The sequence below is a fragment of the Aeromonas bivalvium genome (assembly GCF_000819765.1).
GTDB classification, from domain to species: Bacteria; Pseudomonadota; Gammaproteobacteria; order Enterobacterales; family Aeromonadaceae; genus Aeromonas; species Aeromonas bivalvium.
The window spans coordinates 764-24,326 of sequence record NZ_CDBT01000017.1; the positions used below are offsets into that span (position 1 = coordinate 764).

General features: G+C 64.2%; 24 protein-coding genes and 1 pseudogene. 14 read left to right on the top strand and 11 right to left on the bottom strand.

Annotated elements, in window-relative coordinates; genetic code table 11:
• The 6 genes and pseudogenes from BN1119_RS06400 to BN1119_RS06425 all read left to right on the top strand — a co-directional run.
• Positions 1-557: pseudogene (locus tag BN1119_RS06400) on the top strand (MMPL family transporter); the annotation flags it as partial.
• Positions 554-1,129 carry a DUF3261 domain-containing protein gene (locus BN1119_RS06405; protein ID WP_041995450.1) on the top strand — a complete coding sequence of 192 codons (576 nt, stop codon included), beginning with the start codon at positions 554-556 and terminating at the stop codon, positions 1,127-1,129. The pseudogene BN1119_RS06400 and the gene BN1119_RS06405, both read left to right, overlap by 4 nt.
• Entirely contained in the window at positions 1,126-2,361 is a 1,236-nt protein-coding gene (locus BN1119_RS06410; RefSeq protein WP_084205327.1) for a beta-ketoacyl-ACP synthase, read from the top strand. Before BN1119_RS06405 ends, BN1119_RS06410 begins: the two co-directional genes overlap by 4 nt.
• Complete coding sequence (locus BN1119_RS06415) at positions 2,354-2,815, top strand: hotdog family protein (RefSeq protein WP_041995452.1); 462 nt, start codon at positions 2,354-2,356, stop codon at positions 2,813-2,815. Before BN1119_RS06410 ends, BN1119_RS06415 begins: the two co-directional genes overlap by 8 nt.
• Positions 2,816-2,870: 55 nt before the next feature.
• The gene (locus BN1119_RS06420; RefSeq protein WP_041995454.1) at positions 2,871-3,596 is read left to right on the top strand and encodes a 3-ketoacyl-ACP reductase FabG2; all 726 of its coding nucleotides are present in this window, start codon (positions 2,871-2,873) and stop codon (positions 3,594-3,596) included.
• Positions 3,597-3,648: 52 nt separating this feature from the next.
• Positions 3,649-4,875, top strand: a complete 1,227-nt coding sequence (locus BN1119_RS06425) for a beta-ketoacyl-ACP synthase (RefSeq protein ID WP_041995456.1) — start codon at positions 3,649-3,651, stop codon at positions 4,873-4,875.
• Between the two features lie 57 nt (positions 4,876-4,932).
• Here the strand turns inward: BN1119_RS06425 and mog are convergent, their stop codons facing one another.
• Positions 4,933-5,463: a molybdopterin adenylyltransferase gene (mog, locus tag BN1119_RS06430; protein WP_041995458.1), complete on the bottom strand. Its 531-nt coding sequence runs from the start codon at positions 5,461-5,463 to the stop codon at positions 4,933-4,935.
• A 413-nt stretch (positions 5,464-5,876) separates the two neighbouring features.
• Between mog and BN1119_RS06435 the strand changes: the two genes are divergently transcribed.
• The 4 genes from BN1119_RS06435 to folA all read left to right on the top strand — a co-directional run bounded on the left by BN1119_RS06435 (position 5,877) and on the right by folA (position 8,321).
• Positions 5,877-6,218, top strand: a complete 342-nt coding sequence (locus BN1119_RS06435; protein ID WP_041995460.1) for a DUF3135 domain-containing protein — start codon at positions 5,877-5,879, stop codon at positions 6,216-6,218.
• Positions 6,219-6,465: 247 nt separating this feature from the next.
• Positions 6,466-7,269, top strand: coding sequence for a threonine/serine exporter family protein (locus tag BN1119_RS06440; protein ID WP_041995462.1), 804 nt, complete (start codon positions 6,466-6,468; stop codon positions 7,267-7,269).
• Positions 7,270-7,339: 70 nt separating this feature from the next.
• The gene (locus BN1119_RS06445; RefSeq protein ID WP_041995464.1) at positions 7,340-7,807 is read left to right on the top strand and encodes a threonine/serine exporter family protein; all 468 of its coding nucleotides are present in this window, start codon (positions 7,340-7,342) and stop codon (positions 7,805-7,807) included.
• Positions 7,808-7,820: 13 nt separating this feature from the next.
• Positions 7,821-8,321, top strand: a complete 501-nt coding sequence (gene folA / locus BN1119_RS06450) for a type 3 dihydrofolate reductase (RefSeq protein ID WP_041995466.1) — start codon at positions 7,821-7,823, stop codon at positions 8,319-8,321.
• Positions 8,322-8,380: 59 nt separating this feature from the next.
• Here folA and BN1119_RS06455 read toward each other — a convergent pair whose 3' ends face one another.
• Genes BN1119_RS06455 through lptD form a run of 6 tightly spaced genes read right to left on the bottom strand, consistent with a single transcriptional unit; the run spans position 8,381 to position 15,116 of the window.
• Positions 8,381-9,208 (bottom strand): symmetrical bis(5'-nucleosyl)-tetraphosphatase, encoded by an 828-nt coding sequence (locus BN1119_RS06455; RefSeq protein ID WP_041995468.1) that lies wholly within the window; start codon positions 9,206-9,208, stop codon positions 8,381-8,383.
• Positions 9,209-9,214: 6 nt separating this feature from the next.
• Positions 9,215-9,577, bottom strand: coding sequence for a Co2+/Mg2+ efflux protein ApaG (gene apaG, locus BN1119_RS06460; protein WP_041995470.1), 363 nt, complete (start codon positions 9,575-9,577; stop codon positions 9,215-9,217).
• 4 nt (positions 9,578-9,581) lie between these two features.
• Complete coding sequence (rsmA, locus tag BN1119_RS06465) at positions 9,582-10,394, bottom strand: 16S rRNA (adenine(1518)-N(6)/adenine(1519)-N(6))-dimethyltransferase RsmA (RefSeq protein WP_041995472.1); 813 nt, start codon at positions 10,392-10,394, stop codon at positions 9,582-9,584.
• Positions 10,391-11,377 carry a 4-hydroxythreonine-4-phosphate dehydrogenase PdxA gene (pdxA, locus tag BN1119_RS06470; protein ID WP_041995937.1) on the bottom strand — a complete coding sequence of 329 codons (987 nt, stop codon included), beginning with the start codon at positions 11,375-11,377 and terminating at the stop codon, positions 10,391-10,393. Before pdxA ends, rsmA begins: the two co-directional genes overlap by 4 nt.
• Entirely contained in the window at positions 11,377-12,675 is a 1,299-nt protein-coding gene (gene surA / locus BN1119_RS06475; RefSeq protein ID WP_041995474.1) for a peptidylprolyl isomerase SurA, read from the bottom strand. Before surA ends, pdxA begins: the two co-directional genes overlap by 1 nt.
• A 29-nt stretch (positions 12,676-12,704) precedes the next feature.
• Positions 12,705-15,116 (bottom strand): LPS assembly protein LptD, encoded by a 2,412-nt coding sequence (lptD, locus tag BN1119_RS06480; RefSeq protein ID WP_041995476.1) that lies wholly within the window; start codon positions 15,114-15,116, stop codon positions 12,705-12,707.
• A 174-nt stretch (positions 15,117-15,290) separates the two neighbouring features.
• Here lptD and BN1119_RS06485 point away from each other — a divergent pair, with 174 nt between their 5' ends.
• The 3 genes from BN1119_RS06485 to djlA are packed head-to-tail and all read left to right on the top strand — an operon-like array spanning position 15,291 to position 17,810.
• Positions 15,291-16,307: an aminoglycoside phosphotransferase family protein gene (locus tag BN1119_RS06485; RefSeq protein WP_041995478.1), complete on the top strand. Its 1,017-nt coding sequence runs from the start codon at positions 15,291-15,293 to the stop codon at positions 16,305-16,307.
• Positions 16,304-16,972 carry an N-acetylmuramate alpha-1-phosphate uridylyltransferase MurU gene (murU, locus tag BN1119_RS06490; RefSeq protein WP_041995480.1) on the top strand — a complete coding sequence of 223 codons (669 nt, stop codon included), beginning with the start codon at positions 16,304-16,306 and terminating at the stop codon, positions 16,970-16,972. The genes BN1119_RS06485 and murU overlap by 4 nt, the downstream gene beginning before the upstream one ends.
• 16 nt (positions 16,973-16,988) lie before the next feature.
• Positions 16,989-17,810 (top strand): co-chaperone DjlA, encoded by an 822-nt coding sequence (gene djlA / locus BN1119_RS06495; protein ID WP_041995482.1) that lies wholly within the window; start codon positions 16,989-16,991, stop codon positions 17,808-17,810.
• Positions 17,811-17,878: 68 nt separating this feature from the next.
• Here djlA and BN1119_RS06500 read toward each other — a convergent pair whose 3' ends face one another.
• From BN1119_RS06500 to BN1119_RS06515, 4 genes are all read right to left on the bottom strand, one after another.
• The gene (locus BN1119_RS06500; RefSeq protein WP_174217910.1) at positions 17,879-19,234 is read right to left on the bottom strand and encodes an NCS2 family permease; all 1,356 of its coding nucleotides are present in this window, start codon (positions 19,232-19,234) and stop codon (positions 17,879-17,881) included.
• A 249-nt stretch (positions 19,235-19,483) separates the two neighbouring features.
• Positions 19,484-19,825 (bottom strand): hypothetical protein, encoded by a 342-nt coding sequence (locus BN1119_RS06505; RefSeq protein ID WP_041995486.1) that lies wholly within the window; start codon positions 19,823-19,825, stop codon positions 19,484-19,486.
• Positions 19,826-19,923: 98 nt separating this feature from the next.
• Positions 19,924-21,591, bottom strand: coding sequence for an energy-dependent translational throttle protein EttA (ettA, locus tag BN1119_RS06510; RefSeq protein ID WP_041995488.1), 1,668 nt, complete (start codon positions 21,589-21,591; stop codon positions 19,924-19,926).
• 196 nt (positions 21,592-21,787) lie between these two features.
• A complete protein-coding gene (locus tag BN1119_RS06515) occupies positions 21,788-22,639 on the bottom strand; it encodes a lytic transglycosylase domain-containing protein (protein WP_084205329.1) in 852 nt (283 codons plus the stop codon).
• Positions 22,640-22,908: 269 nt separating this feature from the next.
• On the opposite strand from BN1119_RS06515, the gene BN1119_RS06520 reads away from it, so the two are divergent.
• Positions 22,909-23,364, top strand: a complete 456-nt coding sequence (locus BN1119_RS06520; protein WP_041995491.1) for a globin domain-containing protein — start codon at positions 22,909-22,911, stop codon at positions 23,362-23,364.
• The last annotated feature ends 199 nt before the right edge of the window (positions 23,365-23,563 follow it).

Here is a 23,563-nt window from a genome sequence, read left to right on the forward strand (position 1 = left end):
CCGATGGCCGGGTGGCCCTCTGGCTGCCGGTGAACGGCGTGGCGGATCCCGCCGCCCTGGCGGCCCTGGCCGAGGGGCGAGAGGGGGTGTTCTGGCAGGATCAGCGCAGCCAGTGGAGCCAGCTGTTCGCCCACTATCGCCTCACCCTGGCCGAGCTGCTGGCCCTGGCCGTCGCCCTGGTGGGCGGCCTGCTCTGGTACCGGCTCGGCTGGCGCAAGGGGGGGCGGATCCTGCTGGTCAATGGCCTGGCGCTCGGGGCCGGTCTGGCCCTGCTCGCCGCCTTCGACCAGCCTCTCACCCTGTTCGGGGTGCTGGCCCTCGCCCTGATCTTTGGCATCGGCATCGACTATGGGCTCTTCTTCGCCCACAGCGGCGCCGATCCCCGGCGTCAGCGGGCGACCCTGCTGGCGGTCCTGCTGGCGAACCTGACCACCCAGCTGGCGTTCGGTTTGCTGGCCCTGAGTCACACCCCGGCCATCGCGGGCTTCGGCCTGGTGTTGAGCGGGGGTATCTTTACCGCCTTCCTGCTGTCGCCCCTGGTGTTGGAGAAATCATGAGAATTGCGATGCTGTTTGGTCTGCTGCTGCTCACGGCCTGTGCCGATCGGTCAGGCGCCGGGGCGCCGGACAACCGCGCCCTGCTGACCCCGACCGTCAGCCTGGTGCTGCCCGCTCCCCTGCGGGATCAGCCCCTCTATCGCCAGCAGCTGCTCAGTGCCCGGACCCGGGGCGGCGAGCATCAGCTGCTGACGGTGCTGGAGGCAGACGGTCGCCAGCTCACCCTGGTGGGGCTGACCCCGAGCGGGATCCGGCTGTTTCGGCTGAGCTATGACGGCGAGGCGATCCGCAGCGAGCAGCTCTCCAGCCTGCTGGGGGGCACGGCGCTGCCGCCGGTGGCCCAGGTGCTGGCCGACGTCATGCTCGGCTACTGGCCCCTCTCGGCCTGGCAGCCCAGGCTGCCCAGGGGCTGGCGTCTGGAGGACGAGGGCATGGTGCGTCGCCTGCGGGATCCTGCGGGTACCCTGGTGAGCGAGATCCACTACCGGGAGATAGGCGGGGAGCGGGAGCCGGTGCGCCTGGTGCAGCACGCCTTCGATTACGAGCTGCAGATGGAGAAACTGGCCCCATGAACACTGTGATGACTCGCGTCTCTCCCTGCTTCATTGCGGATTACGGCCTGATCTGCGCCCTGGGAGAGGGGAAGACGGCGGTCGCTGCGGCCCTGAGCCGCTGGCAGGAGAGCGGCATAAGCCCCCTGGACGGCGAGCGCCAGCCACTGAGCGACGGCAGGTTGACCCCGGTCGGCCGGGTGAAAGGGGCTCTGCCGTCCGTGCCACAGGCGCTGTCGGCCTACGACTCGCGCAACAACCGCCTGCTGCTGGCGGCCCTGGCCCAGATCCGGCCCGGGCTGGATGCGCTCATGGCCCGGCTGGCTCCGGATCGCATCGCCATCGTGCTCGGCACCAGCACCTCGGGGATCGCCGAGGCGGAGCGGGCGGTCGCCGCCTGGCAGGGGGGGGAGGGGATCCCGGCCGGGTTTGACTATCGCCAGCAGGAGCTGGGCTCCCCGAGCGATTTTCTCGCCCGCCACCTGGCCCTGACCGGCCCGGCCTATACCCTCTCCACCGCCTGCTCCTCCAGCGCCCGCGCCTTTATCAGCGGCCAGCGGCTGCTGGCGGCCGGGCTGGCGGATGCCGTCATCGTCGGTGGCGTCGACAGCCTGTGCGGCCTGACCCTCAACGGCTTCGACAGCCTGGAGTCCCTCAGCCTCAGCCGCTGCCGTCCCTTCGGGGCCGAGCGGTGCGGCATCAACATAGGGGAGGGGGCCGCCCTCTTCCTGCTGACCCGGGAGCGGGCCGGGCTCGCCCTGCTGGGGGCGGGCGAGTCTTCCGACGCCTGGCATGTCTCGGCACCCCACCCAGAGGGGCTGGGAGCCGAGGCGGCCATGCGCATGGCGCTGCGCCAGGGGGGAGTGACGCCGGGCGAGCTGGATTACATCAATCTCCACGGCACCGCGACCCGGCTCAACGACGAGATGGAGAGCCTGGCCCTCGCCCGGCTGTTCGGGGCGGCGCAGAGCGCGCCCGCCAGCTCCAGCAAGATGCTGACCGGCCATACCCTGGGGGCGGCCGGTGCCATAGAGGCGGCGATCTGCTGCCTGTTGCTCGCCCGGGAGATGGCGCCGCCCCGTCAGGGGGAGGCCCAGGATCCCGCCCTGGCCCCCATCCGGCTGGCCCGGGGGGAGGCGCCGGCAAGGCCGCTGGCCCGGGTGCTGTCCAACTCCTTTGCCTTCGGTGGCAACAATGTCAGCCTGCTGCTGGGACGGGTCCCGGCGCGAGAAAAGGGAGCCTCCCATGAATGAGATAGCCATCGACGCGCTCTTGCCCCATCAGGCCCCCATGCTGCTGCTGGATCGCCTGCTGGATTATCAGGGGGCCCGGGTCTGCTGCGAGACCCGGGTGGGGGAGCGTCACGCCCTGCTTCTCGATGCCGATGGCGCCCTGCCGGGCTGGGTCGGCATCGAGCTGATGGCCCAGACCATCGCCGCCTGGGCCGGGATGCGGGGACGGGAGCGGGGGGAGCCGGTGCGCATCGGCATGCTGCTTGGCAGCCGCCAGTATCGCAGCCGGGTAGCCGCCTTCGCCCCTGGGGATCGCCTGACGATCGAGGCCGAATGCCTGCTGGAAGATGGTGCCATGGCCAGCTTCGAGTGCCGGATCCTGCGCGAGGGGCAACCGTGTGCCGAGGCCAGGCTCAGTACCTATCTCCCCGCCGAGGGAGAGCTGGCTCAGCTGCTGGCGCCGTCATCGCCATGAGCGCCGGACCGGCGGCAAGACCGAATTTGATGAATCTGTGAGGAAAGGATTGATGATGAATTCCACCGTACTGGTGACCGGGGCCAGCAAGGGCATAGGCCGCGCCATCGCCCTGAGACTGGCCGCCGATGGCTTTCACATAGTGGTGCACTATCACGGCGATGAGACAGGTGCCCAGACGACCCTGGACGCCATAGTGGCGGCCGGGGGCCAGGGGCGGCTGATCCAGTTCGATATCTCGAACCGGGAGCAGTGCCGCAGCCGGCTCGAGTCCGATATCGAGGCCCATGGCGCCTACTACGGCGTGGTCAGCAATGCCGGCGTCATCCGCGATGGCGCCTTCCCGGCCCTGACCGACGAGGAGTGGGACGGGGTGCTGCACACCAACCTGGACGGCTTCTACAACCTGCTCAAGCCCTGCATCATGCCCATGATAGGGCTGCGCCGGGGCGGGCGCATCGTCACCTTGTCGTCGGTTTCCGGCATCATGGGCAACCGGGGGCAGGTCAACTACAGCGCCGCCAAGGCGGGGATCATAGGGGCGAGCAAGGCCCTGGCCCTGGAGTTGGCCAAGCGCAGGATCACGGTCAACTGTGTCGCCCCCGGCCTCATCGACACCGGCATGGTGAGCGCCGAGGTGGAGGCCGAGGCGATGAAGATGATCCCCCTCAAGCGGATGGGGCAGGCGGACGAGGTGGCGGGCCTGGTCTCCTATCTGATGTCGGACATCGCAGGCTATGTCACCCGTCAGGTGATCTCCATCAACGGGGGGCTGATATGAACGCAGTCAGTCTCTTGATTCAAACGCGTCACACATGGCAGGGAGTGGGAATATGAAACGGGTCGTGGTAACCGGCATGGCCGGGGTGACCGCCTTTGGCAACGATTGGCAGAGCGTGGGGCCCCGCCTCAAGGCGGAGCGCAACGCGGTGCGCCAGATGCCGGAGTGGGCCGTCTATGACGGTCTCAACACCCGGCTGGCGGCCCCCATTCCGGAGTTTGCGCTGCCGGCGCACTATCCCCGCAAGAAGACCCGGGCCATGGGGCGGGTCTCCGAGCTCGCGACCGTGGCGACCGAGCTGGCCCTGGCCCGGGCCGGGCTTCTCGGCCACCCCGTGCTGACCGGCGGGCGTACCGGCATCGCCTATGGCTCTTCCACCGGCAGCACGGCACCCATCAGCGCCTTTGGCGCCATGCTCAACGACAAGACCACGGCCAGCATCACGGCCACCACCTATGTGCAGATGATGCCTCACACGGCGGCGGTCAATACCGGCCTCTTCTTCGGCCTGCGGGGCCGGGTCATTCCCACCTCCAGCGCCTGCACCTCCGGCAGCCAGGGCATCGGCTATGCCTATGAGGCGATCAAGCACGGCTACCAGGATCTCATGGTGGCGGGGGGCGCGGAGGAGCTCTGCCCGTCCGAGGCCGTGGTGTTCGACACCCTGTTTGCCACCAGCCAGATGAACGATCACCCCGAGCTGAGCCCCAGGCCCTTCGATCGGCAACGGGACGGTCTGGTGATAGGGGAGGGGGCGGGCACCCTGATCCTGGAGGAGCTGGAGCATGCCCAGGCACGGGGCGCCCCCATCATCGCCGAGCTGGTGGGCTTTGCCACCAACTGCGATGCGGCCCATGTCACCCAGCCCCAGCAAGAGACGATGCAGCTCTGCATGGCCCTGGCCCTGGCCGACGCCGGCCTGGAGGCCGGGCAGATCGATTACATCAGCGCCCACGGCACCGCCACCGAACGGGGGGACATCGCCGAGAGCCACGCCACCTCGGCCCTGTTCGGGGACAAGACCCCCATCTCCTCCCTCAAGAGCTATTTCGGTCACACCCTGGGGGCCTGCGGCGCCGTCGAGGCCTGGCTCTCCCTGGAGATGATGGCAGAGGGCTGGTTCGCCCCCACCCTCAACCTCGGCGAGCCGGATCCCGCCTGCGCCCCCCTTGACCATATCCGCAGTGGTGGCCGGGTGCTGGATGCCACCTACCTGATGTCCAACAATTTTGCCTTTGGCGGCATCAACACCTCGCTCATCTTCAAGCGCTGGTCATGAAGGCGCGTCCCTGAATGAACAGAGGCGCCAGGGGCGCCTCTGTCATAGGGGGGCAGGTTATTTCTTGGGACGAAACGGCTTGATGACGCGCTCGTCGCACTCGAGATAGGGTCCCTCCATCAGATCGATGCAGTAGGGGATGGCGGGGAAGACCGCATCCAGACACTCGCGGATGGACTTGGGCTTGCCAGGCAGGTTGACGATGAGGGTGCTGCCCCGCAGGCCCGCGGTCTGGCGCGACAGTATGGCGGTGGGCACGAACTTGAGGGATTCGGCCCGCATCAGCTCGCCAAAGCCCGGCATCATGCGATCGCACACCGCCTCGGTGGCTTCAGGGGTGACATCCCGTCTGGCCGGCCCTGTGCCGCCCGTGGTGACGATGAGGCAGCACCCCTCCTCGTCCGCCAGCCGGGCCAGGGTCGCCTCTATCTGATCCTGCTCATCGGGGATCAGCCGGTAGACCGGCTCCCAGGGGGAGGTGAGATAGGTGCCCAGGGTCTCCATGATGGCCTTGCCGGAGAGATCCTCGTAGATGCCTGCGCTGGCTCGGTCGCTGACGGTGACGATGCCGATTCTTGCCTTGTTCATACGACCCCTTGTCGTGACGGTAAATAGGCAAATAAAATAGCATAATCAGATAGATGTGTTAAACGCCCTATATGACGCCTCTCTTTCGAGGCGGTCATTTTCCACAGGCGTTCCTGTGCTTGAAAATATATTTTCAGGGGATGTTTCGAGAAAGGGGAATAATGACGCGGCTATGGCCATGAAAAATGTATAAGTAATAGCGTTAGGACTTATTTGCCACCCTCCATATTCAAGGTGTTGATCCCTAATGGGGAATAGGAAGGCATCATGAAAATACGTTTTCAATGGGAGCCTTGCTTCCCGTCGCCGTCAAATTGAACTCCCGCCCTCGCTGGCATATATAACCAGTAGAGGGTGCCGGGCCCGGTCGGGCACTGGCACCACACCCTCTCATCTCGAGAGTGGAGGGAACCATGGAATTACCCGACTTCGATACCCTGAAACGACTCGCCGCCAGCGAGCCGCAATTGCTGGAAACCCTGCTCTATGAACAGATAGAGGCGGTCATCGCCAGCGCAGGCCCGGATCAGCAGCGCAGGTTGCGAGGGTTGCAGTTTCAGGTCGATTGCCAGCGCCGCCTGGCCAAGAACCCCATCGACAGCTGCATTCGCATCGTCAACATGATGCAGGAGACCTTCTTCCTGATGCATTGCGAGATGAACCGGCTCTGCTCCCTCTCCGCCGAGGATGAGCCGCCTCCTCCGATCCGGCGAAATAACAATGTGGTGTCGCTGCAAGATCGTCTCCCCAAATAAGGGCAGAGGGTAGCGGGCCAGGGCCCTTATCCGTCGCCGGGGGCGATGATCCTTTCATCTTTTCCGTTTGGCGCCATATCGAGGGGCGCCTTCGCTGCGCTGGCGGCCAGAGGCGCTCGCTGGACGAGTTATCTGCCAACATCTTGATCTTCTCACCTGTTTCCCCCGCTCTTCCCGGATGAATGGTCTGCCGGGTTTGGTTAAGATAACGGCTTTCATGCCATGTCTCGAAGGGAAGATGAGAAGTATGAGCCCAAGCAGGGAGCTGTCCCGGGAACAGCAGACGGACGTCACCCGTATCGTCGTCAAGACGGGGCAGATGCTGGCCCAGTTCGGTGCCGAGAGCCGTCTTATCGAGCAGACCACGACGCGGCTCGGCCTGGCACTGGGGCTGGAGAGCGTCGAGATGGCCATCTCCTCGAGCGCCATCGTCCTGACCAGCCTCTATCGGGGGCACTGCGTCACCACCACTCGCCGGGTCCGCGAACACGGCATCAACATGCAGGTGGTGTGCGAGATCCAGCGTCTGTGCATCATGGCGGAGAAGCAACTGATCGAGGCGCGGGAGGTTCGGCATCGCCTCGATGCCATCAAGCCGTTCCACTACCACCCCTGGCTGGTGGTGCCCATGGTGGGCCTCTCCTGCGGTGCCTTCAGCCTGCTGTTTGGCGGCGACTGGCCCATCTTCCTGGTGACCTTCCTCGCCAGCGCCTGCGCCATGCGGGTACGTCAGCTGATGGCGCGCCACCATCACAGCCCCCTCATCAACTTTGCCGTGACCGGCTTCATCGCCACTCTGCTCGCCTCCAGCGCCACCTTCTTCGGCTGGGGTCAGCAACCCTATCTCGCCATGGCGGCCAGCGTGTTGCTGCTGGTGCCCGGCTTCCCCCTCATCAATGCCGTCTCCGACATGGTGAAGGGCTACTTCAACATGGGGCTGGCCCGCTGGGGGACGGCGAGCCTGCTCACCATCAGCGCCGCCATCGGCATCATTCTGGCGATGTCCATCGCCGAGGTCTGGGGAGGCAAGGTATGGTGGAGGCTGATATGAACCTGGGTCAGTGCCCCATGAGGTGCTTGCCTGCCCGGTCGGCTGTCGCGGGCGAGGGGAGGGGGAGGCCATGATGGAGCTGTTCTGGCTGCTGGCCAGGGATGCCTTCTGGTCGGCCATTCCGGCCGTCGGTTTTGCCATGCTGTTCAATGTGCCGCCGCGCATGCTGAAATATTGCGCCATGGGGGGGGCCCTGGCCCACAGCCTGCGCACCCTGCTGATCCACCAGGGGGTGCCCATCGAATGGGCCACCCTGGCGGCATCCACCATGGTGGGTTTCGTGTGTGTCTATTGGTCGCGGCGGCTGCTGGCGCCACGGCCCGTGTTCAGCGTGGCGTCCATCATCCCCATGATCCCCGGCGGCTATGCGTTCAAGGCGATGATCGCCATCGTCGAGCTCAACATTCATGGCGTGACCATGACACTTATCGAGAGCGCGCTGGAAAATGGACTCAAGGCGCTCTTCATCGTCGGCGCCCTGAGCTTCGGGCTGGCGATACCCTCCCTGGTCGTGTACCGTAACCGCCCCATTGTGTGAGAGACGCTGCGAGATGAAGATTTCCATGATTGCCGCCATGGCCCGGGACAGGGTGATAGGGCTGGACAACCAGATGCCCTGGCACCTGCCCGCCGATCTGGCCCATTTCAAGCGGGTCACCCTGGGCAAGCCGGTGTTGATGGGACGCAAGACGTTCGAGTCCATTGGCCGCCCGCTGCCCGGACGACGTAACCTGGTGATCAGCCGCAATGCCGGATTCACGGCGCCGGGTATCGAGGTGTTCTCCTCCATCGAGGACGCATTGACCACCCTGACCGAGGGGGAGGCGCCGGCGGAGTTGATGGTGATTGGCGGTGGTCATCTCTATGCCCAGCTGTTGCCGCGGGCGGATCGCCTCTATCTGACTCACATCGATCTGGCGGCCGAGGGGGATACCCGCTTCCCGGAGTATGAGGGGCCGCAGTGGCGCTGTATCGAGCAGGAGATCTATCAGCCCGATGCACGCAACCCCCATTCCTACCGCTTCGAGACCCTGGAGCGGATCGCCGGTTGATCCCCGGCGTCCCATCATGAAAAAAGGCCCGGTACGGGCCTTTTTGCTGTCTGCGTCCCTCAGCGGGCGTAGGCGGGACAGGGGGTGCTGAAGAGGGCGTCATCCTCCTGGCGCCACAGGGTGAGGCTGTTGCCCCAGACGCAGCCGGTATCGAGGGCCTTGATGTGGTCTCGCCCCGTGTTGCCCATCAGGGCCGCCCAGTGACCGAACACCAGGATGGGATCCTCGTCGCGACGCGTCCGCAGCTCGAACCAGGGACGCAGCCCAGGGGTGGATTCGTCCGGTCCCAGCTTGCACTTGAAGTCGAGTCGGCCATCGAGGTGGCAGAACCGCATCCGGGTGAAGCTGTTGATGATGTAGCGGTAGCGTTCTATGCCGAGCAGCCCTTCATGCCAGGCATCCGGCTGGTCGCCATACATGTGGTGCAGCAGCCACGAGTATTGATCCCCCCGCAGCAGTGTCTCCACTTCCCGGGCGCAGCGCCGGGCGGTCGCCACGTCCCAGCTGGGGGGCAGGCCGGCATGCACCATCAGCACGGGGCGGGTCGGATGCTCGCTCTCGGCGAGCAGGGGTCGATGGCGCAGCCAGTCGAGCAGCGCATCCCTGTCCGGCGCCTCCATCAGGTCGTGCAGCCTGTCTTTCTTCTTGAGCGGCGCCACCCCTTCGGCCACCGCCAGCAGGTGCAGATCGTGGTTGCCCAGGATGCAGACGGCGCGCTCGCCGAGGGAATGGGCATAGCGCAGCACGGCGAGGGAGTCCGGCCCCCTGGCCACCAGATCCCCCGCCAGCCAGAGGGTGTCATGGGCGGGATCGAAACCGGCCATATCGAGCAGGCGACGCAGGTCGTCATAGCAACCCTGCACATCGCCGACAAAACAGTTTGCCATGGGACCTCAGTTGATGATGTGGGGGACGGCCAGGGTGAAGGGGGCGATGGGGGCCTCGAACTCGTGGCCCGCCTCGTCACGCATCAGATAACTCCCCTCCATCACCCCCAGCGGCGTGTCGAGGGGCACCCCGCTCTGGTAGCGGAACGTCTCGCCGGGGGCGATGACGGGCTGTTCACCGACCACTCCGGGTCCCTCTACCTCGATCCGCTTGCCGTTGGCGTCCGTGATGAGCCAGCGGCGGGCGAGCAGCTGCGCCTTGCCCGGCCCCAGGTTCTGGATCTCGATGAGATAGAGGAACTGGTAAGGGTCCCGGCTGCCCTCGATATAGCTGGGGTGGGGGCGGATCTGTATGGTCGGTGTCGCCATGGCGTCAGCCCTGCTGCTGATCGGCCAGCCAGTTGGCCACGGTCACGAACTGCTCTAGGGAGAGGTTCTCCGGGCGCAGGTTGCCGTCGATGCCAAGCTCGGCCAGCTGGGCTTCGGTGATGAAGTTCGCGAAGCTGTTGCGGATGGTCTTGCGGCGCTGACCGAAGCCTTCGGTGCAGACCCGGTTCAGGCAGCGAATGTCTTTCGCGACGATTGTCGGGTTCTTGTGGGGCACCAGGCGCACCACGGCGGAATCCACCTTGGGGGCCGGCTTGAAGGCACCCGGGCCCACTTCCAGCACGGGGATCACCTGGCAGTAGTACTGGGTCATCACGCTCAGGCGGCCATAGGCCTTGCTGCCGGGGCCGGCGGCCAGACGCAGCACCACCTCTTTTTGCAGCATGAAGTGCATGTCTTCCACCCGGTCGGCGAAGTCGCACAGGTGGAAGATGAGGGGGGTGGAGATGTTGTAGGGCAGGTTGCCGAAGATGCGCAGCGGCCCCTTGCCTTCTCCCATCAGGGTGCTGAAGTCGAAGCGCATGGCATCGGCCTCGATGACGGTCAGCTTGTCCTTGAGGGTGGGGTGTTCGCGCAGGCGCGCCGCCAGATCCCGGTCCAGCTCGACCACGGTCATCTTGTCCATCTGGGCGGCGACCGGCTCGGTCAGCGCGGCCAGGCCCGGGCCTATCTCCACCAGGTTCTGGCCCGGCTGGGGGTTGATGGCGGCCACGATCTGGTCGATCACATAGCTGTCGTGCAAGAAGTTCTGACCGAAACGCTTACGGGCCGTGTGGCCCATGTGCATCTTACTGCTCATATTTTTTTCTCTACCATCAAGATGGCGTGGTTAAGCGCGGTGACCAGGCTGCCCGAGTCTGCCAGGCCCTTGCCTGCCAGATCCAGTGCGGTGCCGTGGTCCACCGAGGTGCGGATGAAGGGGAGTCCGAGGGTGATATTGACCGAGCGCCCGAAGCCCTTGTATTTGAGCACGGGCAGCCCCTGGTCGTGGTACATGGTGAGTACCGCGTCCGCATCCTTGAGGTACTTCTCCTGGAACAGGGTATCGGCTGGCAGGGGGCCAACCAGATCGATCCCCTCCTGGCGCAGGGCGTCCAGGGCGGGCTCGATGACATCCATCTCTTCACGGCCCAGGTGACCCCCTTCCCCGGCGTGGGGATTGAGGCCGCAGACATAGATCCTGGGGGCCTTGATGCCGAACTTGTCTCTGAGGTCGGCATTGAGGATGCGGATCACCTTGCCCAGGCGCTCCGCCGTGATGGCGCGGGCGACGCAGGCGAGGGGAATATGGGTGGTGGCCAGCGCCACCCGCAGGCCGTCGGTGGCGAGCAGCATGACCACATCCGGTACCCCCGCCTGCTGGGCGAAGAATTCGGTGTGGCCGCTGAAGGAGACCCCGGCCTGGTTGATGATGCCCTTGTGCACGGGCCCGGTCACCACGGCGGCAAATTCACCGTTCATGTTGCCGTCGCAGGCACGCTGCAAGGTGGCCAGCACATAGGCGCCATTGGCCTCGTCGAGCTGACCGGCCTGCTCGGGGGCGCCGAGGGCGACCGGACACAGGGTCAGGGTGCCGGCCCGCTGGGGGCGGGCAGGCTGGGCGGGATCATAGGGCAGGAGCGCGATCTCAAGCCCGAGGGCCTTGGCCCGGCGCTGCATCAGCTCGGGGGAGGCAATCACCACCAACTGGTGGGGCCAGTCGCGCCGGGCGATGTCGAGTACCAGATCCGGCCCTATGCCGGCCGGCTCACCCGGGGTGATGGCAAGACGCTGACAGGTGATCAACTGCCGGCACCTTCGATGCGGATATAGGCCTCGTCACGCAGCTCGTCGAGCCATGCCTGGGACTCTTCCACGAAGCGACGGTTGTAGATCAGCTGATAGGCGCGCTGCTCCTGGGCCTTGTCGGTGGCATCCTGGCTGCGTCTCTCTTCCAGCTGCACCAGGTGCCAGCCGTGGCTGGTCCGGAAGGGCTCGCTGTACTGGCCGGGCTGCAGGCGGTTGACCATGTCACGGAATTCCGGCACATAGACGTTGGGATCGGACCAGCCCAGCTCGCCGCCCTGCACCGCAGAGCCGGGATCTTCGGAGTACTTCTCCGCCAGGGCGGCGAAGTCGGCCTTGCCGCTCTTGATGTCGTGGAGGAAGCCGTCCAGCATGCCCTTGGCCTTCTCTTCGCTCAGTATGATGGAGGGCTTGATCAGGATGTGGCGAGCCTTCACCTCGGTCTGCACCACCTGCTGTAGACCCTTGGTATCGAACACCTTGACGATGTGCAGACCGGCGCCGGAGCGCAGCGGGCCGACGATGTCCCCCTTCTTGGCACCCTGTACCGCTTCGGCCATCAGGGTGGGCATGCCTTGCGGGCTCATCCAGCCCCAGTCACCCCCTTCCAGGGCCTTGGGACCGTTGCTCTCGGCGATGGCCAGCTCACGGAAGTCGGCGCCGCCACGTAGCCGGGTCAGCAGGCTCTCTATCTTGGCCTTGGCGGCATTGAGCTGCTCGGCGCTCGGGTTGTCCGGCAGGGCGATCTGGATGTGACCGACGTGGTACTCCTGCTGCTGCTGGCCCTGGGCCTGCAACGCCTGTACCACCTGCTTGACTTCCTGATCCGAGATGTTGATGCGGCGGCGGATCTGGTTGCGGCGCACCTCGTTCATCAGGATCTCGCGGCGTACCTCTTCCCGGTACTGGGCATAGCTCATGCCCTCGCGCTCCAGCTGGGCCCGCAGTTGCTCCAGGCTCATCTTGTTGTCCGCCGCTATGCTGCGGATGGCCTGCTCGAGCTGGGTGTCGCTGATCTTGAGGCCCTGTCTGTCCGCCAGTTGCAGCTGCAGGCTCTCCTGGATCAGGCGATCCAGCGCCTGTTTGCGCAGGGTGGCGTCATCGGGCAGCGCCTGGCCGCTCTCCTTGGCCGAGAACTTGATCTTGTTGACCAGGGCATCCTGCTGGCTGGCGAGTACTACATCCTTGTTGACCACGGCCAGCACCTTGTCGATGAGCTCGGGGGAGGCAAACGCGCTCTGGCTCATGACTCCGAACAGACCTGCGGTCAGCAGGGAAATCCACGTCTTCTTCATATCCATCTCTCAAGGCGTTTTGCGATGACTCACTGGTCCCGCAGGTTAAACGGACGAATGTAAGGCAGGGCATCGGTATCCAGGCTGGTGCCCTTGGCACCCGTACCCACACTGCCCAATCCTTTCATCTCAAACTGGATGCCGAAACTACGCTCCGAGGTGGGCTGGTAGGTGACGTTATCCGGGCTGTTGACCCATTCCAGGTTGAAGTTGATGCTCCAGCAGCAGGAGTCATATTTGATCCCTACCTTGCGGTCAACATTCACGTTCTGATCCAGGTCGTAGTAGTAGCCGCCATAGAGGTGCCACCGGTCGTTGAGGGGGGTACCGAGCAACATGCCGACCTGGTTGATGTCGGCGCTCTCGCCACTGCGGGAGAGGTCGTAGTTGGCATCGCGCACGAAGCGGTAGTTGAGCTGGCTCAGCAGCTTCTCGTGGCGATACTCCAGGGCGCTGTTGGCGGAGCTGAACTCCTTCTCCTGCACGTCATACTGGGCACCGACGTGGGCAAACCACTGCTCGCTTATCTTGGCATCCCCCTCGAATGACAAGGGTGAGCGGGTGTTGGTGCTCGCCTCGTCGCTGGGATAGAGGGTGACCCTGGGGGCGACGAAGTCGAATGCCTGGGCCAGGGCCAGGCGCAGGCGCTCGTCACCGACGGCATCATAGACCCGGCTGGTGACCCCGACAGAGACTCGGTTGGAGTCGCTGATCCGATCCAGCCCGGCGAAGCGGCGATCGCTGAACAGGCTGTAGTAGTCCTGGCGCATGCTGGTCGAGTCGTAGATGCCTATGTTGTCCTGATCCTTGTAGGGGATATAGAGGTACTGGAACTCGGGCTCCAGGGTCTGGTTGGCACGCTCGCCGAACCAGTCCTGCTGACGATCGAAGGTGAGGCCACCCTTGAGGCGGAACGAGGGCAACACCCGGGTGACGTTGTCGTCGAGGTGGGTCAGCCCCTTGTTGCGGTAGTAGCTGGTGAGCTTGCTGGTATCCGGGACATCCTGATTGTACTGGGTGTACATCAGCTTGTACTGGCTGTCGAGGTAGTAACCGTCCGCATCGATGAGCGGCACCGTCAGGGTCGGCGCGCTGTAGAGGCGGGTGCCGGTATAGGCTTCTCCTATGGTGGACTGGTCGTTGTCATAGCCGAAATTGGTCAGCTCTGTGTTCCAGGCCAGATCGTACCAGCGGCCCTGATGGTAATAGTTGTGGTTGATGCGCGGCAGCATGGTGTGGGGCTGCTGGGCACCGGCCAGCAGGATCTGGTAGGTGCGCGCCTCCGTGGTCAGGTTCCAGTTCTGCTGGTAGTAGCCGGCGGTGAGGGACTGTTGCAACTGGTTGTCGACCTGGGTGCCGACCGGCGGCGAAAAGTCATTGAAATAGTTGTAGTCGTTGTCCCGCACCTTGGTGTAGTCGAGGGAGACCACCAGGGCGTTGTCGAGGAAAAGAGAGGTGTGACGGGCGCTCAGCAGGTAACGGTGACCATCGGCAAGATAGTCGTTGAGGCTGGCCGTGTCGTCATACTGCTTGTCGTCTGCCAGGTTCTCGAAATAGAGGGTGCCGCTGTGGGCCGGGTCCGGCATGTAGCGGAACTCGACCTGCTCCATCAGGCCGCGCCTGTCCATGAAACGGGAGCTGATGGTGGCGTCGTAGTTGGGGGCGATATTCCAGTAGAAGGGCTGGTTGATGTCCATGCCGTTCTTGGAACTCTGCTCATAGCTGGGGTAGAGCAGACCCGTCTTGCGCTCGTCCTTGATGGGGAAGTTGATATAGGGGAAGTAGAACACAGGGTAGTCATAGAGCCAGAGGCTGGCGTTCCAGGCTTCGCCGAACACCTCGTTCTGGTCGATGTCGATGCTGCCCGCCTTCAGGGTCCAGGCTTCCTGGCCCGGTGGGCAGGTGGTGTACTGGGCCCCTTCCAGGGTGATGTTCTGGTTGTTGTTGGTCATGATGACCCGATCGGCCGAGCCGCGCACCGCAGAGCCATGGACCTGATACTTGCCCTCTTCGAGCTCTGAATCCTTGGTATCCAGGTTGGACTTGAGGGTCTTGTCGCTGGTGACCGTGATCTGGCCATCGTTGTAGTAGATGTTGCCGATGGCGATCACATCCCGGCTCTTCTGGTCGAGCTGGGCATAATCGGAGTCAAACTTGCGCACGCCCTGACGCACCTTGACGTCGCCTTCATAGACGGCGGTGCCGCCCTGCTTGGCTTCGAGCCGGTCGGCGTCCACCTCCACCGGCAGGGCATTGGCATCCTGACTGGCGGGGGCTTTTTCTATCTTGGGAACATAGTCATAGCAGAGCTCGTCCAGCAGACCCGTGGCGGCGGGTACGCTCATTGGCGCAGCCTGGAGATATGCCGGGCTCAACAGCGCCGGAGCAAGGCCAATGGTCAGGGCGATGGGACAGGCACGCCCCAGTGTCCATTTTGTCATGTAGAAGACTCGCGCAATCCGTATCGAAACGGCTGATTCAAGAGCATGCATAATACGCCAGGACTCATCGAGTTGACATTGCATCTCATTGCTTTATGTTAGCCGGCAATGATAAAGCATTATTGCGGCCAGGGCTAACAGCCAAGCGCTGCTTTCCACCTTGGTCCTTCACCCATGCCAGATCGTTTTGACTCCCTGCTCCAGTTCGCTCGCCACCACACGGGCGACCACACCCTGACCTTGTCTCTCATTTCCGGCGACGCCAGTTTCCGTCGATACTATCGGGGCGGCGGCCTTGTCTGGGTGGATGCCAATCCACAAACAGAGAAAAATCAAGAGTTTGTCCGCAATGCTTCGGCCCTGCACGCAAGGGGCCTGCTGGCTCCCGAGGTGCGGGCGGTCGATTATGCTCTCGGGCTGCTGGCGGTGACGGATCTGGGCGACACCCAGCTCATCCGTTGCCTGGACGAGACCTGCGTGCTGGCCTGGTATCAGAAAGCCATCGCCTTGCTGCCGCGGCTCGGTGGCGTGACCCTCTCGCTTGAGCCCTTCGATGCCGCCTTCATGGCCCGGGAAAACGCCATCTTCCCCGAATGGCTGCTGGGTCAGCACCTCAATCTGACCCTGGACGAGGACGAGCGACGACAGCTCGAGGACACCTTCGCCTGCCTCACCGAGAACAACCTGGCCCAGCCCCAGGGGGTGATGCACCGGGATTTCCACAGCCGCAACCTGATGGTGTGTGGTGGCGACACCCCGGACGAGAGCGAGCTGGCCATCATAGATTTTCAGGACATGGTCATCGGGCCGCTGAGCTATGACCTGGTCTCCCTGCTCAAGGACTGCTATGTGCGCTGGCCGGACGAGGTGATGGAGCAGGGCATGCGCCACGGCTTCGAGACCCTGAGCCGCGCCAATCTGCTGGCCGGGCTCGACTATGCCAGTTTCCGTCGTCATGCAGATCTGACCGGCATGCAGCGTCACCTGAAGGCGGCGGGGCTCTTCACCCGCCTTTATCACAGGGATGGCAAATCCGGCTATCTCAAGGACATTCCCCGCACCCTGGGTTATGTGGTGGATGCGTGTCGTATCCATGGCGAAGCCCATCCGGTGCTGAAGGCATTTGGCGACTGGCTGGTGCGCCGGGTGCTGCCCGGCTTTGCGCCACGACAAGCGGGTGAGGGCGAATGAAGGCGATGATCCTGGCCGCCGGCCGTGGCGAGCGGATGCGCCCGCTGACCGACACTCTGCCCAAGCCGCTCTTGGCGGTGGGGGGCAAGCCCCTCATCGTGCACCATATCGAGAAACTCAAGGCGGCCGGGGTAAGCGAGCTGGTCATCAATCACGCCTGGCTCGGCCACAAGCTGGTGGCGGCCCTCGGCGATGGCCGCCAGTTCGGGGTGCAGATAGCCTGGTCGGCGGAGGAGAGCGCCCTGGAGACGGCGGGGGGCATAGTGCAGGCCCTGCCCCTGCTCGGCGATGCCCCGTTTCTGGTGATCAACGGTGATACCTGGCTCGATGCGGATTATGGCGCTCTGGTGCACCAGCCGCTGGGGGCGGATCTCGCTCACCTCTGGCTGGTGCCCAATCCGCCCCAGCATCCCGAGGGGGACTTCTCCCTCGCCGCAGACAGGGTGCAAGACAGGCCCGGCCTGACCTTCAGCGGCATCGGCCTCTATCGGCCCGAGGCCTTTGCCCCCCTCGCCCAGGGCAGCCGCAAGCTGGCGCCCCTGCTGCGCGACTGGATGGCTCAGGGACGGGTCGGCGGTTCGCGTCTGGTCGGTGAGTGGCGTGATATCGGTACCGTGGCGCGTCTGCGCGCCCTGGATGACGAGCTGGCAGGCTCCACTAATTGAGATGAGGTCTTGAGTCATGCGTATTTGGGGCAAGGTGCTCGGCGCCTTCTTCGGTTTTCTGCTCGGCAATGTCTTCGGGTTGCTGATCGGCCTCTGGCTCGGTCACCGGTTTGACCGCGGGCTCGGCATCCAGGGGGCGTTTCGCCGTACCCCGAGCGCCGAGCAGCAGGCCATCTTCTTCCACGCGACCTTCGCCGTCATGGGTCACATCGCCAAGGCGGGGGGCCAGGTCACGGAGCAGGAGATCCGGGTCGCCTCCAACCTGATGGACAGGATGCGGCTCTCTCCCGAGCAGCGCAGCAGTGCCCAGCGCTCGTTTCGCGAGGGCAAGGAGGCCGATTTCCCCCTGCGCCAGACCCTGGCCGGGTTTCGCAGTGCCAGTCAGGGGCAGCGCGACATCTTGCGCTTCTTCCTGGAGGTGCAGCTGCAGGCGGCCTTTGCCGATGGTCAGGTGGAGGCGGCCGAGCGGGTCATCTTGCAGACCATCGCCGAGGAGCTGGGCTTCAGCCAGATAGAGCTGGCGCGGATCCTGGCCATGGCCGAGGCGCAGATGAACTTCTTTCGCCACGGCGGCCAGTACCAGGGCGGGCATCAGTCTGCGGGGCAGCAGCCTCCGAGTCGTGACAGGCTCAAGGATGCCTACCAGCTGCTGGGGGTGAGCGAGGAGGCGGCCGATGCCGAGGTCAAGAAGGCCTATCGCAAGGAGATGAGCAAGCATCACCCGGACAAGCTGGCCGCCAAGGGGTTGCCCCCCGAGATGATGGAGATGGCCAAGGAGAAGGCCCAGGAGATCCAGCAGGCCTGGGAGTGGATCCGCGAGGCCCGCGGCATTCGCTGAGCCCCTCCTTCGCCAGCCATAAAAAAATGCCCGTCGATGACGGGCATTTTTGTTTGTGCAATAAAGGCTTAGTGGCTATCGACCCAGACGAACTTGAGCACGAACAGCAGGGCCACCACCAGCACACAGGGGTTGATCTCGCGCCAGCGACCCGTGCCCGCCTTCATCACGCAGTAGGAGATGAAGCCCACGGCTATCCCCTCGGTGATGGAGAAGCTGAACGGCATCATCACCGCTGTCATGAAGGCCGGCACCGCCTCGGTCAAGTCTTCCCACTTGACCCGGGTCAGCTCGGAGCACATCAGCACCCCCACGTAGATGAGGGCGCCGGCGGCGGCATAGGCCGGCACCATGGCGGCAACCGGGGAGAAGAAGATCGCCAGCAGGAACAGCACGCCGACCACGATGGCGGTGAGGCCGGTGCGACCGCCGACCGCCACCCCTGAGCTGCTCTCGATATATGCAGTGACCGAGGAGGTGCCCATGAAGGCGCCGCCGACCGAGCTCACGCTGTCCACTACCAGGGCCTGTTTCATGCGCGGGAAGCGGCCCTGCTCATCGGCCAGCTTGGCGCGGGTGGTGACCCCGATCAGGGTGCCGGACGAGTCAAACAGGTTGACCAGCATGAAGGAGAAGATGATCCCGGCGAGGCCGATGTCGAGCGACCCCATCAGGTCCAGCTGACCGAATACCGGCGCTATGCTCGGCGGCAGGGAGACGAATCCCTTGAAGGTGACATCGCCAAACAGCCAGCCCAGGGCCGTGGTGACCACGATGGCGATCAGTACGGCGGAGTGGACGCCACGGGCCGAGAAGATGCAGATGAGGAAGAACCCCAGCAGCCCCAGCAGGCAGGGCAGGGAGGTGAGGTTGCCCACGGTCACCATGGTGGCCGGGCTCGCCACCACTATGCCGGCGTTGTGCAGGCCGAGCAGGGCGATGAGCAGACCGATACCGGCTGTGATGCCGACCCTCAGGGTGAGGGGAATGTTGGCAATCAGCCAGTAGCGCACCCGCAGCAGGGTCAGGATCAGTAGGCCCAGCGCGCCCCAGAAGATGGTGCCCATGCCCACCTGCCAGGAGTAGCCCATGCCCGCCACCACCACGAAGGCGAAGAAGGCATTGAGCCCCATGGCGGGGGCCAGGGCGATGGGCAGGTTGGCCAATAATCCCATCAGAATGCTGCCGATGCCGGCGATGAGACAGGTGGTGACGAACACCGCCTGGGTATCCATGCCCGCATTGGAGAGGATCTGCGGGTTGACGAACACGATATAGACCATGGTCAGGAAGGTGGTGACCCCGGCGATGAGCTCGGTGCGGGCATTGGTGCCATGGCTCTTGAGCGCGAACAGACGCTCGAGCCATCCTTGCCCCGGGGCAGGCTGAGCGGTTTGTGGTGCTTGATTCATGTTGGATTCCATAGGTGACGTGAAATAGGTGGCAGGCACGGGGTCGGTCCCATCCATGCGGGGCATGACCCGGAGCTGATGACAAACCATCAGATCCCTCCTGATACCGTGACAGCGCGCACATTCTCACACAGGCGGCGCCATTCATAAACCTGGGAAGCGGGTGTTTGCTCCATCAATAGAGCAAAAATTCAAACGTTTGCCGGGTCGGGCTGGAAAAGGGTGCCGATAGACGCTTGTTGCTGGGCCCTGGCGCCAGGGTCAGGGGCTTCTGCTCCCCAGGGTCTTGAGGTAGCGATCCACCAGTTCGGCCAGTCGCTCGTCCGCCTGTTCGCGCAGTGGCGCCAGGGCCAGCCCCAGCCGTTGCAGGTAGCGCTCGGCCTGGGGATCGGTCAGGGTCTGATCCTGGAGCAGGAAACTCAGTTCGGGCAGGCGCTTGTCGTGGCGCGGGATCAGCTGCCAGCAGAGCCCCTGGGGCGCGCTGGCGGCAAACAGCCGGGTCGCGGCGGCGCAGAAGGTCGCTATGTGCAGCTTGCCGTCCGGGCCGAGGCAACCGGGCTCGATCCGCATCAGCAGGGTGAGTCGGGCAGGGTGTGGGGTCATGATGTGGATCCGGACCTGGGTCAGCCGTCAGTATGGCAGCGGACAATGGGGGCATGGGGGATAAGTGCAGGGGGAGCCAAGGTTCCCCCTGCGGCGCATCACTTGGTGATGCGTTTGTACTTGGCACGGTGCGGCTGAACCGCATCGGCGCCATAGGTCTTCTTCTTCCACTCTTCGTATTCGGTGAAGTTGCCCTCGAAGAAGGCAATCTTGCCCTCGTCCTGGTAGTCCAGGATGTGGGTGGCGATACGGTCGAGGAACCAGCGATCGTGGGAGATGACCATGGCGCAACCCGGGAACTCCAGCAGGGCGTTCTCGAGGGCGCGCAGGGTTTCGATGTCCAGATCGTTGGTCGGTTCATCCAGCAGCAAGACGTTGCCGCCGGTCTGCAGCAGCTTGGCCAGGTGCAGACGGCCCCGCTCACCACCGGACAGCTCGCCCACCCGCTTCTGCTGATCGGCGCCCTTGAAGTTGAAGCGGCCGATATAGGCGCGGCTCGGGAACTCGTGGTTGCCGATGCGCAGGATGTCCTGACCGTCGGCCACCTCTTCGAACACCGTCTTCTTGTCATCCATGGTGTCGCGGAACTGGTCCACCGACGCCAGCACCACGGTGTCACCCAGGGTGATGGAACCGGAATCCGGCTGCTCCTGGCCCGACATCATGCGGAACAGGGTGGATTTACCGGCGCCGTTGGGGCCGATAATGCCGACGATGGCACCCTTGGGAATGGAGAAGGAGAGATCGTCGATCAGCTGCCTGTCACCATAGGACTTGCAGAGGTTCGCCACCTCCAGCACCTTGTCGCCGAGGCGGGGTCCGGGCGGAATGAACAGCTCGTTGGTCTCGTTGCGCTTCTGGTAGTCGCTGGTGTTGAGCTCCTCGAAGCGGGCCATACGGGCCTTGGACTTGGCCTGACGGCCCTTGGGATTCTGACGAACCCACTCCAGCTCCTTCTCGATGGACTTCTTGCGCGCCGCTTCCGAGCTCGCTTCCTGGGCCAGACGGGCATCTTTTTGCTCCAGCCAGGAGGAGTAGTTGCCCTCCCAGGGGATGCCTTCGCCGCGGTCCAGCTCAAGGATCCAGCCTGCCACGTTGTCGAGGAAGTAGCGGTCGTGGGTGATTGCCACCACAGTGCCTTCGTAGTCGTGCAGGAAGCGCTCCAGCCAGGCCACGGATTCTGCATCCAGATGGTTGGTCGGTTCGTCCAGCAGCAGCATGTCCGGTTTTTCCAGCAGCAGGCGGCACAGGGCAACCCGGCGGCGCTCACCCCCGGAGAGGTGCTTGATCTGGGCGTCCCAGGCCGGCAGGCGCAGGGCATCGGCCGCGCGCTCCAGCTGGTTCTCCAGGTTGTGGCCACCCTGGGATTCAATGATGGCCTCCAGCTCGCCCTGTTCCCGGGCCAGCTTGTCGAAATCCGCATCCGGATCGGCGTAGGCCGCATAGACCTCATCCAGGCGGGCCATGGCGCGCTTGACCTCGCCGACCGCCTCTTCCACCGCCTCGCGCACTGTCTGCTCCGGATCCAGCTTGGGCTCCTGGGGCAGGTAGCCTATCTTGATGCCTGGCTGAGGACGGGCTTCCCCTTCGATCTCGGTATCCAGCCCCGCCATGATGCGCAGCAGGGTGGATTTACCGGCGCCGTTCAGACCCAGCACGCCTATCTTGGCGCCCGGGAAGAAGGAGAGGGAGATGTTCTTGAGAATATGACGCTTGGGCGGCACGACCTTGCCGACCCGGTTCATGGTGTAAATAAATTGAGCCATTGGCTAATTCTCTTTCCTTTTCATCAGGTTAACTTGTTTTTGTCAACGAGCTGATGCCGTGGTGGGGCCAGCTGACGACTGGGGTCAGCCGGTTCCGAATAACGGGGCGATTGTAAACCAATGGCCGACGGGGGGAAAGCCGATGGCGCCGTGAGGGAATGGCCCCATGGCGCCAGTCGAGGCGCGGGCGCAGTCGCTAGCGGTTCGGGCGCCCGGCCTGCTTGGCCAGGGGATCCTGGCCGGCGAAATAGAGCACCTTGCGCACATAGTGCTGGGTCTCGGCATAGGGGGGGATGCCGCCATAGCGGGTCACGGATTCCTCGCCGGCGTTGTAGGCGGCCGACATCAGTACCCAGTCCCCGTCGAACTCCCGATCCAGCCACTTGAGATAGGCCAGGGCCCCCCTGATGTTCTGCTCCGGGTCGAAGGGGCGAGTCACTCCGAAGCGCGCCTGGGTGGCGGGGATGAGCTGCATCACCCCCTGGGCATTCTTGGGGGAGACTGCATGGGTCTCCAGATTGGACTCGGCGATGGCAATGGCCAGCACCAGGCGGGGGTCTATCTCATGGCGATCGGCGGCCTGGCGCAGCAGGGTGGCGAGCCTGCGTTTGGCGGGAGACTGGCGGGCGAGATAGGCGTCGAGGTTGAAGGGGGTGCTGGGGATGGTGAAGCCGCCGCCACCGCCCAGCTGGGCGCCGCAGTTGTCCCCTATGGGGGTGTTGCCGACCCGGCTGTTGTAGTAGCGAGCGGCCTGCTGGCTGCCAAGGCGCATGGCCATGGCGAGATAGCCGTTGGCCAGCTTGGGATTGCGGGGGGCAAGCAGGCGACCGATGCGGTAGTAGCCTTCCGGGTTGCCCGTGCTGGCCGCCACGCAGTAGTGGCGTATGGCCTGGCTGATGTTGCCCCGGTTCTGGGCCGCCTGACCCTGCTGCAGGGCATTGATGGCGCGCGGTGCCTGACGAAACTGACCCTTGTCGGCCGCCTGGGCCGCGGCGGCGGGCAGCAGGGGCAGCATTATCAACAGCAGGGTTGCGGGCCAGTTCACCATGGCAATTCTCCAGCGAATGTCCAGAACCTATAGGGGAGATCGGCGCGCACTGCCAGTGGCACGGTGGAACCTGTGGTTATGGCAGGGCGACTCGCGAGAACGAAATCATCTGGAACTAACAGCGAGCTCCCGGATTGACACGGCTGTCAGGGAGTGATCACGGCGTGGGGAGTGGCGGGAGGCTGGCAGAGTTGCCGCTAATAACTATTTTGTTATTACAGTGTGCAATTGCTGCCGGGCAGGGAAGCGGCCATGGCTAAGGACGGCATATGACCTCTGACGATATAGAAATAGTGCAGCGAGCATGGAGCCGTATCTCGCTGTTTAGCAATGAATTTGTCAAGGAGATCTACCGGGAGCTGTTTCGCCTTGACCCGGGATTGCTCCCCATGTTCACCATGACGGATGAGCGCCTCATCAACAAGGTGGCTCAGACCCTCAACACGGTGTTGACCAGCCTGGAGCAGCTGGACGCGCTGCGCTTCATCATTCGCCACCTCGGCCAGCAGCACAGGCGCTACGGGGTGAAGCCGGAACACTTCGTCCTGGTCAAGGTCGCCATGACCCGGGTCATGGCCCAGCGGCTCGGCGAACACTTCACCCCGACCCTCGCCCAGGCCTGGTCCGCCGCCTATGACGAGATTGCCGCCATCATGATAGAGGGATTGCAGCAAGAGCCCAGGGCCGAGGAGCCGGCGGACATGGCGCTGCCCTGGCTCTGCTGAGTCGCCGGGAGGGCGGGGGATGAGCCTCATCTTGGTGCAACGACTGTCAATGGAGGCTGACAGGCACCAAAAGGGGGCGTGGTGGACGGCTATTGTGATCATGGTCGCAAAAAATAGACTGGACCCCATAACGAAGCCCTGAGGACAGGGCTCGCGTCCGCCAGCGCGGACTCGCGGACTAAAGACACGCTTTTCACTT

Excerpts from the sequence above, each read along its gene's own strand:
- BN1119_RS06405 (WP_041995450.1), top strand. The coding sequence starts at position 554 with ATGAGAATTGCGATGCTGTTTGGTCTGCTGCTGCTCACGGCCTGTGCC.
- BN1119_RS06410 (WP_084205327.1), top strand. The coding sequence starts at position 1,126 with ATGAACACTGTGATGACTCGCGTCTCTCCCTGCTTCATTGCGGATTAC.
- BN1119_RS06415 (WP_041995452.1), top strand. The coding sequence starts at position 2,354 with ATGAATGAGATAGCCATCGACGCGCTCTTGCCCCATCAGGCCCCCATG.
- BN1119_RS06420 (WP_041995454.1), top strand. The coding sequence starts at position 2,871 with ATGAATTCCACCGTACTGGTGACCGGGGCCAGCAAGGGCATAGGCCGC.
- BN1119_RS06425 (WP_041995456.1), top strand. The coding sequence starts at position 3,649 with ATGAAACGGGTCGTGGTAACCGGCATGGCCGGGGTGACCGCCTTTGGC.
- mog (WP_041995458.1), bottom strand. The coding sequence starts at position 5,463 with ATGAACAAGGCAAGAATCGGCATCGTCACCGTCAGCGACCGAGCCAGC.
- BN1119_RS06435 (WP_041995460.1), top strand. The coding sequence starts at position 5,877 with ATGGAATTACCCGACTTCGATACCCTGAAACGACTCGCCGCCAGCGAG.
- BN1119_RS06440 (WP_041995462.1), top strand. The coding sequence starts at position 6,466 with ATGAGCCCAAGCAGGGAGCTGTCCCGGGAACAGCAGACGGACGTCACC.
- BN1119_RS06445 (WP_041995464.1), top strand. The coding sequence starts at position 7,340 with ATGATGGAGCTGTTCTGGCTGCTGGCCAGGGATGCCTTCTGGTCGGCC.
- folA (WP_041995466.1), top strand. The coding sequence starts at position 7,821 with ATGAAGATTTCCATGATTGCCGCCATGGCCCGGGACAGGGTGATAGGG.
- BN1119_RS06455 (WP_041995468.1), bottom strand. The coding sequence starts at position 9,208 with ATGGCAAACTGTTTTGTCGGCGATGTGCAGGGTTGCTATGACGACCTG.
- apaG (WP_041995470.1), bottom strand. The coding sequence starts at position 9,577 with ATGGCGACACCGACCATACAGATCCGCCCCCACCCCAGCTATATCGAG.
- rsmA (WP_041995472.1), bottom strand. The coding sequence starts at position 10,394 with ATGAGCAGTAAGATGCACATGGGCCACACGGCCCGTAAGCGTTTCGGT.
- surA (WP_041995474.1), bottom strand. The coding sequence starts at position 12,675 with ATGAAGAAGACGTGGATTTCCCTGCTGACCGCAGGTCTGTTCGGAGTC.
- lptD (WP_041995476.1), bottom strand. The coding sequence starts at position 15,116 with ATGACAAAATGGACACTGGGGCGTGCCTGTCCCATCGCCCTGACCATT.
- BN1119_RS06485 (WP_041995478.1), top strand. The coding sequence starts at position 15,291 with ATGCCAGATCGTTTTGACTCCCTGCTCCAGTTCGCTCGCCACCACACG.
- murU (WP_041995480.1), top strand. The coding sequence starts at position 16,304 with ATGAAGGCGATGATCCTGGCCGCCGGCCGTGGCGAGCGGATGCGCCCG.
- djlA (WP_041995482.1), top strand. The coding sequence starts at position 16,989 with ATGCGTATTTGGGGCAAGGTGCTCGGCGCCTTCTTCGGTTTTCTGCTC.
- BN1119_RS06500 (WP_174217910.1), bottom strand. The coding sequence starts at position 19,234 with ATGGAATCCAACATGAATCAAGCACCACAAACCGCTCAGCCTGCCCCG.
- BN1119_RS06505 (WP_041995486.1), bottom strand. The coding sequence starts at position 19,825 with ATGACCCCACACCCTGCCCGACTCACCCTGCTGATGCGGATCGAGCCC.
- ettA (WP_041995488.1), bottom strand. The coding sequence starts at position 21,591 with ATGGCTCAATTTATTTACACCATGAACCGGGTCGGCAAGGTCGTGCCG.
- BN1119_RS06515 (WP_084205329.1), bottom strand. The coding sequence starts at position 22,639 with ATGGTGAACTGGCCCGCAACCCTGCTGTTGATAATGCTGCCCCTGCTG.
- BN1119_RS06520 (WP_041995491.1), top strand. The coding sequence starts at position 22,909 with ATGACCTCTGACGATATAGAAATAGTGCAGCGAGCATGGAGCCGTATC.